Source organism: Lacrimispora sinapis (genome assembly GCF_043633585.1).
GTDB lineage: Bacteria > Bacillota > Clostridia > Lachnospirales > Lachnospiraceae > Lacrimispora > Lacrimispora sinapis.
This window is the reverse complement of sequence record NZ_CP141832.1, coordinates 2,039,326-2,056,592: the sequence shown is the minus strand read 5'-3', so window position 1 is coordinate 2,056,592 and position 17,267 is coordinate 2,039,326. Positions and strand designations below refer to the sequence as shown.

The following is a 17,267-nucleotide window of genomic DNA, read 5'->3' as shown; positions in this document are numbered from 1 at the left end:
CATTATTGTAAAAGGTAAAAGGTGAAAAAGCACAATTATCAGGGGTATAAATGCTAAATTATGGTACGATTATTCCAAAAAATAAAAATACAATAAAATTCAAAAGTCAAAATATCACAAAAATGTTAAATCCCCATTGACTTTTTTAACATGCTTCTTCTATAATAACGGCTGTCACCCGGAAACGGTTGTGGATTGTGTTCACAGCCAAGGCAAGTGAGATTAGAGAAGAGGAGTATGTATGCTTACACTACGCTCTATCCTTCAGCAGATTTGTCAATTCTTCAGAGGGATGGCCATTAAGGTCACAAAGAAGATGTATCGTTCATCCGCAGTTTTCATGACGGGAGCGGCTGTCATTACTGTAATAGCCTTTACCTCCACAGGGTTTGGAAGCAGCGGAAAGAATGCGCTGACAGCGTTTGCAGAAACGCCCGCGCCAAGTGATGCTGCTGATGAGGAAAATGCTGAAGAAGAGGAAACAGTTGCACAAGCAAAAATACAACTTGCGCTTACCGACGCCAAGATACAGGCACAGCAGTTAGCCGGTAATCTACTGGTTAAAGAGGTTATTCAGAAGCAGGAACTGGAAGAGGAATCCCAGGCCCGTATAAAGCTCATTAATACTCAGATCGCCATGGAAGAAGAGGCGAAGCGGCAAGCGGAAGAAGCAGCTAAAAAAGCAGAAGAAGAGAAAAAAGCAGCAGAAGAAGCAGCCAGAAAGGCCGAAGAAGAAAAGGCGGTCAATGCAATGTCTGTGTCACAGGATGATTATCAGGTCCTGTTGAGGATCGTTCAGGCAGAAGCAGGAGTTTGTGATGATAAGGGCAAGATTCTTGTAGCAAACGTAATTTTAAACCGCGTAAAGAGCGGTAAATTTCCGAATACGGTAAGAGGTGTGGTTTATTCACCCTCCCAGTTCTCGCCGGTATCAAACGGCAGGATCAATACCGTAAAAGTAACAGCCGATACCACACAATGTGTCGATCGTGCGCTGGCTGGAGAAGATTATTCGGAAGGAGCGTTGTATTTCATGAACCGCAGAGGATCAAAGAGCGGGGCAGTCCGCTGGTTTGATTCACGTCTGACCTATTTATTCCAGCATGGAAACCACGAATTTTTTAAATAAAAGTATAAAAAACATTGTGAAATAATCTACTTTAGGTGTATACTAGATCTAACTGCAGGTTCCCACGGGGACTGCTGTCGAACGATACGATACACTAAAGGAGAGTGGGATTATGATTTTTGACTCAGCAAAGAACCTTGATTTTTACAGAAACCTTGGGGTGGAAGGAAGATATGCGAAAGCGATTGATTTTCTGAAAAACACCGACTTAGAGAAGCTGGCGCCAGGTAAGTATGAGATTGACGGCAAGAATGTTTTTGCCAACGTGCAAGAATATACAACGATTCCCTGGGAGGAAGCAAAATTTGAAACTCACCGGGATTATACGGATATCCAGTATATGATACGTGGTACTGAGACCATGACATATGCACCGATTGATGAGTTGCGTGTAAGTGTACCTTATAACGAAGAAAAAGATGTTGTATTTTACGACAATGAGAATCCAGGCTTAAAGGTGGTTGTAAAGGCTGGAGAATATATGATATTCCATCCTTGGGATGGTCATAAACCAAAGGCAGCTGCCGGCGAACCGGCACCAATCAAAAAAGTTATTGTTAAAATCAAAGAAAAATAAAAAAAAGATCCGGTCCAATCGTGTGGCCGGATCTCTTTTTTATGGTGTCCAGTGATCTCCGCCGGAAAGAACGGCTTCTCTGGTGTATTTATTTAAATCCTCTTTCTTCAGACGGACGATCCAGTCCGGCCGCATATCCATAGCGGCCCCCGGGCCGTAGCTGCCGTATTCCGCATAAAAGGCGTGTTCATGAGCCTCTTGCTTGTTCCAGTCATGCCACCCCTGTTTGCAGATGTGGTCATCCATATAGCAGTTGATGAGAACTGTTTTTGCGTACTCTCTCCAGGGACGGCCCAGGTAAGCGTTCTCAGCCGGGCAGTTGCTTTCAAACCGGCAGTCAGACATGACATAACCATATTCCTGTCCTTCCGGTGTGGAAGCTGCGGTTACATAGCTGCTGATTTCCTTACCGGTGTATTTGGAAAAAAAGGTACAGCCTTCAAAATATGCGGTGGCGCTTCCGAAGATAAAATCAATGTCTCCCTCAATGTAGCAGTTTTTGTAGTACTGGCGTCCGTTGATGCGGGGGGAATTCTGCTTGGGACCGATAAATCCGTTGACCTCCATTTCCTTTGGAGGAAGGGGACCGGTAAACAGAGTGTCCTGGTTCCCTAAAAGGCGGCAGTTTTCAAAGACCAGACGGTCTCCGTCGGCATAAAGAGCCAGAGCCTGGCCTACTTTTGTTCCCGGCCCTGCGCTGTTTTCAAAGGTAATATTTCTTGCGGTAAAATCATGAGTATCGATCAGGCTGGAATAGGTACGGAAGGTTCCCCGTTTCCCCCCGTCTTCCATAACCATCTTGGCATAGAGACCGTAGGAAAGAATGGTACTCTCTGCCTCCTCGCCTTGAAAGGTCACGTATGGAACGGTTACGGTAATCTGTTCCTCGTAAAAACCCTTATGGATAAAAAGCACCTGTTCGGAAGTGTTGTCTTCCGGCAGAGAATTGAGTGCATCCATGATGCTTTTGAAGTCTCCGGTGCCATCCTGTGAGATGTGAATCATAATAACCCCTCTTTCTTGTGTACAAAATACAAAACATACACTAAATATACTTAATTTTGGCGAATTATGCAATAGAAAACATTGACTTTACAGAAAGCTAGTGAGATAATGGGAAAAAATTTCTTCAGGGAGGAATTCCTATGTCATCAAAAGCAAACTATTCAGCGGAGGAAATCAGGAAAGACAAACCTGGATTTTCATCAACCAGATCCATCATTGAAACTCCGTTTTATGGAAATAATGTGATAAAGATCCAAACATTAAAAGAGGCATATGAGCTTGCAAAAAATTCACCGGGAACTATTGTAACGGATATTCCCATCTACCGGGGACAGGAATTTGGCCTTGATAAGGATGCTAAGGTTCTTCTTTTCAACGACGGTGCAGTTACCGGCCGCTATTCCACAGCCAGGAAAATCGCAAATGAACCGGGAGTGGACTGTGCGGCTCTGGATAAGATCCTGATGGATGCGGTTTATGAGACCCGCTGGAAGACCTTATATCATGCGGAGGTTTTTGTAGGTCTTGATCCTGAGTTTATGGTAAAGGCTCATTTACTGATCCCGAAGGGCGAAGAGAACATCATGTATAACTGGATGCTTAACTTTCAGTATATGTCCGACGAATACGTGAGAATGTACCATTCTTCCAAACCGGTGGGCCAGGGAAACGAGCCGGACATCTATCTTTTTTCCGACCCTCAGTGGAGCGGACCGGACCACGCCGGCGTGGATTTGTCCTGCCTCAGTGATCCCAAATGCCTGTGCTATTTCAACACCGACCATAACTGCGCTGCCATTCTTGGCATGAGGTATTTCGGGGAGCATAAGAAAGGGACTCTTACCATGGCATGGGCGCTGGCCAACCGCAATGGCTATGCTTCCTGTCACGGAGGCCAAAAGAAATATACGTTAAAAGACGGTTCCAAATACGTTGCTTCCGTCTTTGGCCTGTCAGGTTCCGGAAAATCCACCCTTACCCATGCAAAGCATGACGGGAAATATGAGGTTACCGTGCTCCATGACGATGCATTTATCATCAACACTGACACCTGTGTGTCTGTGGCACTGGAGCCGACGTATTTTGATAAAACCCAGGATTATCCGGCCGGCTGTGAAGACAACAAGTATCTTCTTACCGCCCAGAACTGCGGCTGCACTCTGGATATGAACGGAAAAGTACAGCTTGTGACCGAAGACATCAGAAACGGAAACGGGCGTGCCATTAAATCAAGGCTATGGTCTCCCAACCGTGTGGATAAGATCGACGAACCGGTCAATGCCATTTTCTGGATTATGAAGGATCCTACCATTCCTCCGGTGGTCAAGTTAAAAGGGGCATCCCTGGCATCTGTAATGGGAGCAACCCTTGCAACCAAGCGGTCTTCTGCGGAGCGGCTGGCTCCTGGAGCCGATGCGGATGCGCTGGTAGTGGTTCCATATGCCAATCCCTTCCGGACCTATCCTCTGGCCAATGATTATGCAAAATTTAAAAAGCTGGTGGAAGAAAAGAATGTGGATTGTTATATCATTAACACCGGCGATTTTATGGGAAAAAAGGTCAAGCCCCAGGATACACTGGGAATTATTGAAGCAATCTTAGATGGTACCGCACAGTTTGTCCAGTGGGGACCGTTTTCCGACATTGAAATTTTTGAGTGGGAAGGTTTTGTACCCGATCTTAATGATGCTTCTTATAGAACCCAGCTGAAGGCGCGTATGGAAGAACGGGTTCGTTTTGTTGCCAACACCGCATTGCTGAAGGAAGGGTATGACAAACTGCCTGATGATGCCTTACAAGCCATACAGAAGGTAGTTGATGAACTTGAAAGGTAAGGAAAGAGGGATGATGGAAAAAGAACATTTGTTGTTTGACTTAGACGGAACGCTAACGGACCCAAAAGAAGGGATTACCAAATCTGTCCAGTATGCACTGAATGCATTTGGCATTCCGGCAGAGGACAGGGAAAAGTTACTCTGCTTCATTGGTCCTCCGTTAAAAGACAGTTTTATGGAATTTTACGGATTTACGGAAGAAGAGGCCGGAAAGGCCGTCATCTCCTACCGGGAATATTTTAAAGATAAAGGGATGCTGGATAATCAAGTGTATGAAGGGGTGCATAGCGTCCTGGAAGCACTGCTTAAAAAGGGAAAGAAGCTTTATGTGGCATCCTCAAAGCCTGAGATATTTGTAAGGACAATATTGGAGCATTTTCAATTGGACTCCTACTTTATCTTTGCAGGAGGTGCTGACTTAGAGGGAACAAGGGGCAGGAAAGCGGATGTCATACGTTATGTTTTAAAAGAATGCCAGCTGACGGATCGTTCCAAAATCGTCATGATCGGAGATCGTAAGCATGATATTCTGGGAGCAAAGGAAGTTGGGATTGATTCTGTCGGGGTACTTTACGGCTATGGCAGCAGGCAGGAATTAAAGGATGCAGGGGCAGAGTTGATTGCAGAAACGATTTTTGATTTGCAGAATCTTTTGTAGTGTGCTATACTGGGTCTCTAACAAGGGACAGTCCTTTTGATTTCAGGAAGGAGGAACTTATGATAGAACTGGGTAAAGAAAAAAGACAGATCATCAGACATATGTGCAGCGAGGCAGACAGTGTGCTTCCCCGCGGTGCAGCAGAAGGCCGTATGGGCCGGGTTTGGGTGCCCGAATCTGGGAATCCATCGTTTTGTTTGATTCAACTGGGTAATTTTGCATACTTGTTCGGCATATGTCCGAAAGGTGAGCCTTCCATGGAGCTGAAGGAGCAGCTGCTCTTGCAGTTCAGCCATGGATTCATCACACCTTCCGATGTGCGTTGGGCACAATGGGTGGAGGAAACCTTTGCAGGTCAATTCCGGATTGTGTCCCGTTATGCCATGAGAAAGGACCGGAACCATTTTTCCGAGACTGCATTAAAAGAATATACAAAAATTTCTTCGCCCGGTCTTCGGATCGAGAAAATGGACAAGGAATTATACCAGTTGGCGTTTCAGGAAGAGTGGAGCCGTGATTTTTGTTCCAATTTTGATTCGGCGGAAGATTTTTTAAAGAACGGACTTGGATTTGCCGTATTGGATGGAGATTCTTTGGTTTCCGGCTGTACCGCTTGCGGAATCAGCGAAGGCATGATTTTCGTCAAAGTGGCCACAAGGAAAGAATACCGGCGCAGAGGACTTGCATTGGCCTGCAGCGCCAGCCTCATCCTTTCCTGTCTGGAACAGGGAATAAATCCAGGCTGGGATGCAGATAATATACCATCAGCAAGTCTTGCTGAAAAACTGGGTTACATTTTTGAAAAAGAATATCAGGTATATGAGCTTTAATTTTTACGCATAATTCAGGAGGATACTTAAGATGAAAAAGGTGGAAATCGGTTTTTGGGGGATTGAGTCCATCCTGGAATTTGTCACGATTGCAGGGAAGTTTAAAGAGCGGATGCATTTGGTTTGCGGTGACAGCATTGTGAACGCAAAATCACTGCTTTCCGTACTCTCTCTGGCAACGGTGGAAGGATTGGAATTAATGATCCAGGAAGATTCCTGCGATTCACTTTTAAAGCATCTGGAACTGTACGTAGACCATGGAAAACTGCTTGCCAGTAAATATTAAATGCAAACTGACAGGAAAAGGAACTTGAAAATCAGATCAAAGTGGTGTATACTAAGAACCATAGAAGCAATCGGGAAGTAATTCCTGGAATGCGCGACACTCTTACCTTTTTTGAACCTACATTATGACATATGGGATTCCAATATTTTCAGATGGATGTCAGGCCTCCTTCGCAGTGGAAGGCAGAAGTCTGAGTGAGGTTGCCCACCTAGCAAAGCTAGGCGTCAATAAGTAAGAACCGGCATTTTGGGGTTACTAAAGAAAAAAGCAGCGAGCAATCGCTGCTTTAACTTTACTCAAAAGTATGGTAGAGTATAGGAAAATAAAAAGGAATTAAGAGGAGCACATGAGTAAAAGGAGATTTATTGGATTTGTTGCGGGAATTCCTCTTTTGGTTTTGATTCTCATAGTGATTATTCTGGTAAGCGAACCGGAACCGGAGGGGATATCAAGAGGGTTGGCCTATAAGTCTGCGGCTCTTCTTCTTACGGACCGGGAAAGCTGTGAGAAAGCACTGGCAGATCAAAAGCAGGAATATTTTCCGGAAGCAGAGAAGAATAACTGGTATGTGAAATATATGAGCTTTCTTTACGCAGGAGGTTATTTGGACTCGGGGAAAGTGCCCCCTAAAAAAGAGACAGCAGAAGGCTTTTTGACCTATAAAGACGCAGAAGATCTGGCAGAAGCACTTGTTTCAGGAGCAGGAAAAGAATTTCATGTGGGGAAGAAAAAAAGAAACAGACAGGTCTCTGCAGATGAGTGGTGGAATCTATATGGGGAATTGCAAAAGACGCTGGACGGAGAGGGGAAAATCAGGGAACTTGATGTTCTTCTTTATGGGACTCCCAAAAACGTTACGACGGCTTCTCCCTGGACGGCCTATACCAGTGAAGGCAATTATCAGTTTGAAGGAATCAGCCTTGATTCGTACATAGACTGGGAACTGAAGCTCCTTGTCAAAGGCAATGAGATTATTGCAATGAGAGAAGCGGTAAGCGATTCGGTCACCTATAAGAATGTCTGGCTTACCACCGGAGACGGTGATACCTTTGGGGTGAATATTGGATCTGTAAAGCGCAGCTTTCCTTTGGAAGCTTCCATGGGACAGCCAGAAGATTTTGCCAACCATCTGGCGGATCTGACGTTGAAAAAAGGGCGTCTTTCAAAGGTCACTATGAAGAAAAAGAGGATCTCCGGCAAGGTACTGGCAGTCAGGGAGGATTCGATTGAGATAGAGGGCTACGGAAATCTGAAACTGGACAAAGACTTTAAAGTATACCGGCTCTATGGACAGTTTGAGGAACGTTCCATATCCGACATTCTTGTAGGATATGACATCCAGGATTTTGTGGTGGCTCATGGAAAATTGTGCGCCGCATTGCTGGTGCGGGAATTTGATGCAAAAAGCATTCGTGTCTTGCTGATGAATACCAATTTCCAGTCGATTTTTCATCCTTCGGTCACTCTGTCCGCAGAGAGCGGACTTATCCTGTCTTATGGGGAGGAGTCGGTGGAAGTGCCTGCAAAAGCAGAGGTTGTTATTGATCCATCCGATGAACGGTTAAAGGAGGGACGGATTGTCGTATCACCTTTGGAAAAAGGGGATTCCATCACCGTTAATTCCATATCCAGATCCTATGGGACCCCAGCTTATAGCGGCACCATAGAGATCCGGAAGGATAAAGAAGGGCTTCTTCTGATCAATGAGCTGTATCTGGAAGAATATTTGACAAAAGTAGTGCCAAGTGAGATGCCTGACAGCTATGAGAAGGAGGCGTTAAAAGCCCAGGCGGTCTGTGCGAGAACCTATGCCTACCGCCAGATACAGAGCAATTCCTACAGTAAATACGGGGCTCATGTGGATGACAGCACCCGGTTCCAGGTTTATAACAATCTGCCTACCGCTGCAAAGACACAGGAGGCAGTTCGGGAGACTTACGGGAAACTTTTGTTTTACGGGGAAACACCCATCGAAGCGTTTTATTTTTCCACCTCCTGCGGCCACACGACGGACGGAAGTGTGTGGGGCGGAGACCCTTCCAAGTTTCCTTATCTGGATGGCAGCCTGCTGCAGGACAACAAAGGCGTTTTGAATTTATCCACCAATTCAGATTTTGAGGAATTTATAAAGAACAAGGATTACCCGGCCTATGACGCTTCATTTCCAATGTACCGGTGGGAGACTTCGGTTACCAACCGCCAGCTGGAAGAGGAGATCACGGAAGTGGGTTCCATTTTGAATATAACCGTCACGGAACGAGGCGTGGGAGGGATTGTCAAAAAAGTGAGAGTGGAAGGTTCTGATGGCACCATGACGATCAGCGGGGAAGGCCAGGTGAGAGCCAAGCTGGGCAATCAATACATGGTTCTCACAAAAAAAGACGGCAGTGTCATGAAGAATTTTGAATCTCTTCCAAGTGCTTATATTGCAATTGATAATCAGGGCGTGGATGATAAGAATATTACTACCTTTCACATATACGGGGGAGGCTATGGCCATGGAGTGGGAATGAGCCAGAATGGTGCTCAGGCGATGGCAAAAGAGGGGAAAAGCTATGAGGACATCTTAAAATTCTTCTATCATGGTGCGGAAGTTCACGAAGCGAATCAGGGAAAGTCATGAGATGGATTCCTTTCGCGTAGGATGATAGAAAAAGTACAGGAATTTCATATGCAAGATCAGAAACTGGAAAATCTGCTGAACCTTGCTCTCAGTGCTTCTCCTGAAGAGCGGGCGAAGTCAGCAAACCTAAATGTGGGATTTAATCCGGAGGAACAGTCCTGGGATGTGATCGTAAAATATTCCGGAGACATAAGCGGATTAGCTTCGGTAGGAATCCAAGTGGAACCGATGGTGAATGAATATGCGATCCTTAGAGTTCCTGAGTCTGTCATAGATACTTTGAGCCGGCTTCCCCAGATCGAATACGTAGAAAAACCAAAGAGGCTGTTCTTTGCCATTAATCAGGCAAAGGCGGCCTCTTGCGTCAATTTGGTCCAGCAGGGAACCAATAGTCTGGATGGGCGTGGAGTTCTGGTAGCCGTCATTGATTCTGGAATTGATTATTACCATGATGACTTTCGCAATGACGACGGGACCACCAGGATCATCAAGCTTTGGGATCAGACCCTCGACCGGGTTTTCACCAGTGAGGAAATCAATGCGGCTCTTGCAACCGGAACAAGGGCAGAGGCAAGAGCTTTGGTTCCTTCCGTAGATATCAGCGGACATGGGACTGCGGTTGCCTCCATTGCCGCCGGAAATGGCAGGGAGAACAGAGGGCAGTACCGTGGACTCGCATTTCAGAGCCCGCTGATCGTGGTGAAGCTGGGCGTCCCGCAGGAGGGCGGATTTCCAAGAACCACAGAGCTTATGAGGGCGGTTAATTTTGCTGTCAAGGAAGCTGTGGATATGCAGATGCCCATTGCGATCAACTTAAGCTTTGGAAATACCTATGGATCTCATGACGGCACCAGCCTTCTTGAAACCTTTCTTGATGATATATCCAATTATGGAAGGACAGTCATTGTGGTGGGAACCGGCAACGAAGGAGTTGCAGGCGGCCATATCTCCGGTGTGCTCACCATACAAGGTCCTCAGGAGATAGAAATGAGTGTGGGGGAGTATCAGCAGAGCTTCAGCGTTCAGCTTTGGAAATCCTATGCGGATATATTTGATATCAGTATTATTACACCACCCGGAGAGGTCATCGGTCCCATCAGCAGCAGACTGGGCCCCCAGACCATTAATTATGCTAATACCCAGATCTTGTTATACTATGGAAAGCCTGGTCCTTACAGCGTGGCGCAGGAAATATATATGGATTTTCTGCCCCTTGATACCTATATAGACAGCGGAGTCTGGAAGTTCCGCTTAACTCCCAGACAGATTGTGGAAGGAAAGTATGATCTGTGGCTGCCGTCTGCGGGAGTACTTAATGAATCCACCCGTTTTTTGCGGCCTTCCCCGGAAACGACCCTTACCATTCCTTCCACAGCGGCAAAGGTAATTTCAGTGGGGGCTTATGATGACACCTATCAGTCCTATGCAGATTTTTCCGGGAGAGGTTATACCAGAAGAACCAATCAGGTCAAACCGGATTTGGCAGCCCCGGGAGTGGGGATTGTTGCGGCAAAGGCCGGCGGCGGCTATGAAACGGTGACCGGCACTTCGTTTGCAACTCCATTTGTGACCGGAAGTGCTGCTCTCCTCATGCAATGGGGAATCGTAGAAGGCAGAGATCCGTTTTTATTCGGAGAAAAGGTAAAAGCCTATTTGATCCGGGGGACCAGAAAGCTGCCGGGGATCACCCAGTATCCCAATCCGGAACTGGGATACGGCGTTTTGTGTGTCAGTGACAGCATCCCGGTATAGCCTCTGTGAAAACCATTGGAAATTTAACGAAAATGATTTATAATAATATCATCATTTTTCGGGAGGTGTTTCATGGACGTCAGATATGAGCTGGTGATCCCCAATGACGATCTGCCTTTCCGGCTTTTCATTTTTGAGGGCAGGGAAGGAAATTATAAAGTTACAAAACACTGGCATCATTCCGTGGAAATATTTCTGGTTCAGGAAGGAAAAATTGATTTTTATATCCATAACCGCCACTTATCCCTTTCCAGGCAGGATTTTGTTTTAGTAAATTCCAATGAAGTCCATTCCATTGAATGCCCCAATCCCAACATTACCATTGTCCTGCAGATTCCGGGAGAAACGTTCAAAGAGTATTCCGGGGAAGAGGGCTACATGAATTTTGAGAAGAAAAGCGACGTTCAGAATAAAAGGCTGGCGGATCTGGTGGCCGCCATGTTTTCTATTTATGAAAAACAGGCGTATGGCTACAGCTTAAAGGTAAAAAGCCAGTTCTATGAACTTCTGTATCTGCTGATCACGGAATTTAAAACGGAGACCATGGATAAAGAGGTCCTGCGGCAGAAAAAGCAGCTCGATAAATTGTCGGATGTGACACAGTATATGAGAGATAATTACGATCAGGATTTAAAGCTTGAGGATGTTGCCGGACGTTTTGGTTACAGCCCTACCTATTTATCAAGGATTTTCCAGAAATATGCGCAGGTCAATTACCGGACCTATCTGATTGATCTGCGTGTTAAATATGCGGTCAGAGAGCTTGTGGGAACGGAGCATGAAATCGGAGAAATCGCCATGAATCATGGATTTCCAGACAGCAGAGCTTTTTCCAAGGCATTTAAAAAACGGTATGGCTGTCTGCCCAGTACCTATCGGAAAAATATGGCTGGAAACAGGGAATCAAAATTGCAAATAATTTAATATAGGGTATTATAATTACAGAAAATATGATATAATGTACCATAACTTTGGGCGAAGGATGTGATTGAATGAATATCAGGGAATCCACGGAACAGTGGGAAGAAGCATATTTGAGCCCTTATGCTTCCTTCAGCAAAGACAGCAAGGGCAGAGATCGAATGGAAGATCCATGCGATATCCGGACAGCCTATCAAAGAGACCGGGACCGGATCATCCATTGTAAGGCATTTCGGAGATTAAAGCATAAGACCCAGGTCTTTCTGGCACCGGAGGGGGATCATTACCGCACCAGACTGACCCATACACTGGAAGTATCCCAAATTGCCAGGACCATAGCGAAATCCCTTCGTTTGAATGAAGATCTGACGGAAGCCATAGCTTTGGGACATGATTTGGGACATACTCCATTCGGTCATTCCGGAGAAGCGGTTCTTAACCGGATCTGTTCGGAAGGTTTTGAGCATTACAAGCAGAGCGTCCGTGTCGTAGAGGTCCTGGAAAAAGGGGGGATGGGCTTAAATCTCACCTGGGAGGTAAGGGATGGGATATTAAACCACCGTACCAGCGGCCATCCCTCGACTCTTGAGGGCTGTATCGTGCGTCTGTCTGATAAGATCGCTTATATCAATCATGACATTGATGATGCCATTCGGGCAAAGATGTTTGTTGAAGAGGATTTACCGGAGCGCTTTACCGGAGTACTTGGGCACAGCGTTCGGGAAAGGCTGAATAATCTCATTCATGATATTATAGGAAACAGCTATGGAAAACAGGATATCGTCATGTCTCCTCACATGGAGGAAGCCATGCAGGGACTGCGTACCTGGATGTTTAACAATGTTTATAAGAATGAGATTCCCAAGAGGGAAGAAGGGAAAGCCCAGAATCTCATTGTCATGCTATTTCAGTATTATATGGATAACCCGGAAAAACTGCCGGAGGAATACCGTTATTTTATGGAGAACCGGGGAGTGAATAAGGAACGGGCAGTCTGTGATTATATCGCAGGTATGAGTGACAGCTATGCCATAGATAAATTTGAGAGCCTGTTTGTTCCGAAGGCATGGAAAGCCATTTAAACCATAGAGAAAGAAAGGAAGGAGGATTAAGGCTTCATGCGATATTCGGAAGAAGTAATTGAAGAGGTCCGGTTAAAGAATGACATTGTAGATTTGATTTCGGGATATGTGAAACTGCAGAAGAAGGGTAGCAATTATTTCGGCCTTTGTCCCTTTCACAATGAAAAGTCACCTTCCTTTTCCGTATCGCCTGCCAAACAGATGTATTACTGTTTCGGCTGCGGTGCCGGCGGTAATGCCATAACCTTTGTGATGGAATATGAGAACTACTCCTTTTCCGAGGCGTTAAAGGCCTTGGCGGACCGGGCAGGAGTGAAGCTTCCGGTTGGGGAATACAGCAAGGAGGCCAAGGCTCAGGAGGATTTGAGGGCGACACTGTTAGAGATCAATAAACTGGCTGCCAGCTACTTTTACTATCAGCTTAAAACCCCTCAGGGGGAGATCGGTTACCGGTATTTAAGAGAGAGAAAGCTGACCGATGAGACCATCGTCCGGTTCGGGCTCGGATATTCCAATAAGACAAGCGATGACCTTTACCGGTATTTAAAAGGAAAAGGATACGAGGATCATATCCTAAAGCAGACCGGGCTTGTGACCATTGAAGAACGTGGAACCCACGATAAGTTCTGGAACCGTGTCATGTTCCCGATTATGGATGTGAATAACCGGGTCATCGGATTCGGGGGACGTGTCATGGGGGCCGGAGAGCCTAAGTATCTAAACTCACCGGAGACAAAGCTTTTTGACAAGAGCCGGAATTTGTATGGGCTTAATTATGCAAGATTATCCAGGGAAAAGTACATATTGATCTGTGAAGGATATATTGATGTTATTGCCATGCACCAGGCAGGCTTTACCAATGCGGTGGCTTCTCTTGGAACTGCATTTACGACTCAGCACGCCCAGCTTTTAAAACGCTACACGGATAAGGTGGTCCTCACCTATGACAGCGACGGGGCCGGAATTAAGGCGGCACTTCGTGCGATTCCGATCCTGAAGGAGGTTGGAATGTCCATCCGGGTGCTTGATATGCAGCCTTACAAAGATCCGGATGAATTCATCAAGAATTTGGGAGCAGATGCTTTCCGCCAGAGAATTTCGGAGGCGAGGAACAGCTTTCTTTTTGAAATTGATGTTTTGAAAAAAAATTATAAGATGGATGACCCGGAACAGAAGACAGAGTTTTATAACCAGGTGGCGAAAAAGCTCCTGGAATTTCCGGAGGCACTGGAACGGGATAATTATCTGGAAGCGGTTTCCCGGGAATACTTTATCAATTACGAAGATTTAAAGCGTCTGGTAAACCGTCTGGGAGCTTCCTTTGGACCGGTCAGCCAGACTTCCCGAGGGGAAGAAGAAGGCTTGAAAAATCGGAAAAAAAAGGATAAAGAAGATGGTGTGAAACAGTCCCAGAGACTGCTTCTTACCTGGTTGATTGAAAATCCGTTACTATTTGATAAGATTAAGGGAGTAATCACTCCGGAAGATTTTATAGAAGAACTGTATTATAAGGTGGCACGGATGGTTTTTGACGGACACGCTGCCGGAACTTTGAATCCGGCTGAGATTTTAAATCATTTCATTAATGACGATGATCAATACCGGGCAGTCGCAGGTCTTTTTCATGCGAGCTTAAAAGAATCCCTGAATAATGAAGAACAAAAAAAAGCGTTTTCGGAAACGATTATGAAAGTGAAAAAGAACAGTCTGGATCATGCCAGCCGTCATGCAGCAGGGATTGAAGAACTGCAAAGAATTATAAAGGAACAGGCTGCGTTAAGGGATTTGCATATTTCGCTGGATTAGGGTGTACACTATAGGCAGGCTGTGGAAGGATGGAAAAACATGGACGAAAATGTGAAGAAGACAGCAGATAAGATGGTGGGGGCAGGAAAAACCGAAGAAGAGCAGATTGCAGAGAAAAAGACAGAGGAATTAGCTGGGGCATTTGAAGAAAAATTAAGCCAGCTTCTTTTGTTAGGAAAAAAGAAGAGGAATGTATTAGAGAATCAGGAAGTCCTTAATTTTTTTGCCGAAGAGAAACTGGATTCCGATAAACTGGATCAGATCTACGATTTTTTAGAATCAAATAAGGTGGATGTACTTCAGATCGGAGCGGAAGAGCTGGAGCTGGATGAAGATCTTTTTATTGAAGAGGACATTGAGGAAGAAGAAGAAATTGATATGGAAAGCATCGATTTATCTGTTCCTGAGGGGGTCAGTGTCGAAGACCCGGTCCGCATGTATTTAAAAGAGATCGGAAAAGTACCTCTTCTTTCCAGTGAAGATGAAATTGAACTGGCAAAACAAATAGAACTGGGTGACGATTACGCAAAGCAGAGGCTGACAGAGGCCAATTTGCGCCTTGTAGTCAGCATTGCAAAACGGTATGTGGGCCGTGGAATGCAGTTCCTTGATTTGATCCAGGAGGGAAATCTGGGACTGATCAAGGCGGTTGAAAAATTTGATTACCGGAAAGGCTACAAGTTCAGTACCTATGCGACCTGGTGGATCAGACAGGCCATTACAAGAGCCATTGCCGACCAGGCCCGTACTATACGGATTCCCGTTCACATGGTTGAGACCATCAACCGTCTGGTGCGCGTTTCCAGACAGCTTTTGCAGGAGCTTGGCAGGGAACCTGTGGCAGAAGAGATTGCCGCAAGAGCGGACATGCAGGTAGACCGGGTGCGGGAAATCATGAAGGTATCCCAGGAACCGGTTTCTTTGGAGACTCCCATCGGAGAAGAAGAGGACAGCCATCTTGGAGATTTTATACAGGATGACCAGGTAGCGGTTCCGGCAGATGCAGCTACGTTTACCATGCTGCATGAACAGCTGATGGAGGTTTTGGATACGCTGACCGAACGGGAGCAGAAGGTGTTAAAGCTCCGCTTCGGCCTTGATGACGGCCGTTCCAGAACGCTGGAGGAGGTCGGAAAAGAATTTAATGTTACGAGAGAACGAATCCGCCAGATTGAAGCAAAAGCATTGCGTAAACTGCGCCATCCCAGCAGAAGCAAAAAGCTTAAGGATTATCTGGATGATTAAAGATACAAGACGGAGTTGAAGATGAAGTTATCAAAACGTTTGGAAACCATTGCCTCTTTTGTACCGGAAGGAAGCAGGATAGCGGATATAGGAACCGATCACGGCTATATCCCCATCCATCTGGTGCAGGAGGGAAAAGCAAAACATGCCATAGCAATGGATGTGAGGACTGGCCCGCTGTTAAGGGCTCAGTCCCATATTCAGGAAGCGGGCCTTATTGATGAAATCGAAGTCCGTTTGAGTGACGGACTTTTAAAATTAGAGAAAGACGAAGCGGACTGTGTTGTCATCGCTGGAATGGGCGGGGAACTGATGATACATATCCTGGAGGAAGGCAGACGCTTGTGGGATCACGTTCCCTGCTGGGTATTATCTCCGCAGTCAGAGCTTCATAAAATGCGCCGGTTCCTTATGGAACAGGCATTTTTCATCGAACAGGAAACTATGATAAAAGAAGACGGAAAGTATTACGTTGTCATGAGGGCGGTCCGAAAATCAGTTGGTGATGGAAACGACGGCCGCGAAATCTCATACCGGTACGGAAAAAATCTTTTGCAAACTAAGAATCCTGTATTGACAGAATATTTGGTAAAAGAAGAAGAACAGATCAAAGGAATCTTAAACGGTCTTTCTGCCGGCGAAAGTATGGCCGCAGAAAAACGAATGAGGGAGCTTGAGAGAGAGCTGTCCTGGAATAAGGAGGCACAAGATGCAATGCGTGGAACTGATGAAAAAACTGGAACAGCTGGCACCGGTAAGCTGTGCCTGTGACTGGGATAATGTAGGACTTTTAACCGGACGAAGTGACAAAGAAGTGAAAAAGGTATTTCTTGCGGTGGATGCCACGGATGAAGTGGTGGAGGAAGCGGTTAGATGGGGAGCGGATCTGCTTCTTACCCATCATCCGCTTATTTTTAAACCATTGAAGAAAATCAATGATCAGGATTTTATCGGAAGGCGTATTCTAAAGCTGATAGCAAACGATATCTCTTATTATGCAATGCACACCAACTTTGATGCAGCACCGGGCTGTATGGCAGATGCAGCCGCACAAAAGCTGGGGCTTAGGGACAGAAAGGTTTTAGAGCCGTCTGGCATGATGGGTGAGGTTTCCTATGGAATTGGGAAAACCGGATATTTGAATAAGAAAATGACGATACGGGAAGTAGCCACGCTGGTCAAAGAGCGGTTTTCACTCCCGTTTCTCACAATATATGGGGAGGATACAATTTCAGACACGGTAGACTTTGTAGGCATCAGTCCGGGTGCAGGAGGGAGTATGATCAGTTCTGCGCTGAAAGCCGGAGTAAGCGTGCTTATAACAGGAGATATCGGCCATCACAGCGGCATTGACGCGGCGGCCAATCATATGGCGGTCATTGATGCAGGCCATTATGGATTGGAATACCTGTTTCTTGATTTTATGGAGGATTATTTGGAGAAGGAAGCCGGTATGGCTCTGTCCGTCAAAAAGGCGGAAGTGGTATTTCCTGAAACACTAGTATAAGGAGGCAGAAT

The 17,267-nt window shown here is 45.8% G+C and carries 15 protein-coding genes and 1 other RNA gene; 15 read left to right on the top strand and 1 reads right to left on the bottom strand.

Annotated features, from left to right (window positions below; genetic code table 11):
- Positions 1 to 241: 241 nt before the first annotated feature.
- On the top strand, positions 242 to 1,129 hold the full coding sequence (locus VIG27_RS09545; protein ID WP_394522266.1) for a cell wall hydrolase: 888 nt from the start codon (positions 242 to 244) through the stop codon (positions 1,127 to 1,129).
- 112 nt (positions 1,130 to 1,241) lie between these two features.
- Complete coding sequence (locus tag VIG27_RS09540; RefSeq protein WP_394522264.1) at positions 1,242 to 1,706, top strand: YhcH/YjgK/YiaL family protein; 465 nt, start codon at positions 1,242 to 1,244, stop codon at positions 1,704 to 1,706.
- A gap of 39 nt (positions 1,707 to 1,745) precedes the next feature.
- Here VIG27_RS09540 and VIG27_RS09535 read toward each other — a convergent pair whose 3' ends face one another.
- A complete protein-coding gene (locus VIG27_RS09535) occupies positions 1,746 to 2,711 on the bottom strand; it encodes a pectinesterase family protein (RefSeq protein ID WP_394522263.1) in 966 nt (321 codons plus the stop codon).
- 140 nt (positions 2,712 to 2,851) lie between these two features.
- Between VIG27_RS09535 and VIG27_RS09530 the strand changes: the two genes are divergently transcribed.
- The 13 genes from VIG27_RS09530 (at position 2,852) to VIG27_RS09470 (ending at position 17,256) form a co-directional block, all read left to right on the top strand.
- A complete protein-coding gene (locus tag VIG27_RS09530) occupies positions 2,852 to 4,546 on the top strand; it encodes a phosphoenolpyruvate carboxykinase (ATP) (protein ID WP_394522262.1) in 1,695 nt (564 codons plus the stop codon).
- A complete protein-coding gene (locus tag VIG27_RS09525) occupies positions 4,530 to 5,204 on the top strand; it encodes an HAD family hydrolase (RefSeq protein WP_394522261.1) in 675 nt (224 codons plus the stop codon). The genes VIG27_RS09530 and VIG27_RS09525 overlap by 17 nt, the downstream gene beginning before the upstream one ends.
- A gap of 59 nt (positions 5,205 to 5,263) precedes the next feature.
- The gene (locus VIG27_RS09520; protein ID WP_394522260.1) at positions 5,264 to 6,034 is read left to right on the top strand and encodes a GNAT family N-acetyltransferase; all 771 of its coding nucleotides are present in this window, start codon (positions 5,264 to 5,266) and stop codon (positions 6,032 to 6,034) included.
- 31 nt (positions 6,035 to 6,065) lie between these two features.
- Entirely contained in the window at positions 6,066 to 6,320 is a 255-nt protein-coding gene (locus VIG27_RS09515) for an HPr family phosphocarrier protein (protein ID WP_394522258.1), read from the top strand.
- Positions 6,321 to 6,398: 78 nt separating this feature from the next.
- A non-coding RNA gene (gene ssrS, locus VIG27_RS09510) (6S RNA) lies at positions 6,399 to 6,577 on the top strand.
- A gap of 89 nt (positions 6,578 to 6,666) precedes the next feature.
- Positions 6,667 to 8,943, top strand: coding sequence for a SpoIID/LytB domain-containing protein (locus VIG27_RS09505; RefSeq protein ID WP_394522257.1), 2,277 nt, complete (start codon positions 6,667 to 6,669; stop codon positions 8,941 to 8,943).
- A 48-nt stretch (positions 8,944 to 8,991) separates the two neighbouring features.
- A complete protein-coding gene (locus VIG27_RS09500; RefSeq protein WP_394522256.1) occupies positions 8,992 to 10,695 on the top strand; it encodes a S8 family peptidase in 1,704 nt (567 codons plus the stop codon).
- A gap of 72 nt (positions 10,696 to 10,767) precedes the next feature.
- Positions 10,768 to 11,619, top strand: a complete 852-nt coding sequence (locus VIG27_RS09495) for an AraC family transcriptional regulator (protein ID WP_394522255.1) — start codon at positions 10,768 to 10,770, stop codon at positions 11,617 to 11,619.
- Positions 11,620 to 11,687: 68 nt separating this feature from the next.
- Positions 11,688 to 12,698, top strand: a complete 1,011-nt coding sequence (locus VIG27_RS09490; protein WP_394522254.1) for a deoxyguanosinetriphosphate triphosphohydrolase — start codon at positions 11,688 to 11,690, stop codon at positions 12,696 to 12,698.
- 36 nt (positions 12,699 to 12,734) lie between these two features.
- The gene (gene dnaG / locus VIG27_RS09485; protein WP_394522253.1) at positions 12,735 to 14,504 is read left to right on the top strand and encodes a DNA primase; all 1,770 of its coding nucleotides are present in this window, start codon (positions 12,735 to 12,737) and stop codon (positions 14,502 to 14,504) included.
- 72 nt (positions 14,505 to 14,576) lie between these two features.
- The gene (gene rpoD / locus VIG27_RS09480) at positions 14,577 to 15,749 is read left to right on the top strand and encodes an RNA polymerase sigma factor RpoD (RefSeq protein ID WP_394527471.1); all 1,173 of its coding nucleotides are present in this window, start codon (positions 14,577 to 14,579) and stop codon (positions 15,747 to 15,749) included.
- A 21-nt stretch (positions 15,750 to 15,770) separates the two neighbouring features.
- Positions 15,771 to 16,520: a tRNA (adenine(22)-N(1))-methyltransferase gene (locus tag VIG27_RS09475; protein WP_394522252.1), complete on the top strand. Its 750-nt coding sequence runs from the start codon at positions 15,771 to 15,773 to the stop codon at positions 16,518 to 16,520.
- Entirely contained in the window at positions 16,459 to 17,256 is a 798-nt protein-coding gene (locus tag VIG27_RS09470) for a Nif3-like dinuclear metal center hexameric protein (protein WP_394522250.1), read from the top strand. Before VIG27_RS09475 ends, VIG27_RS09470 begins: the two co-directional genes overlap by 62 nt.
- Positions 17,257 to 17,267 lie beyond the last annotated feature (11 nt).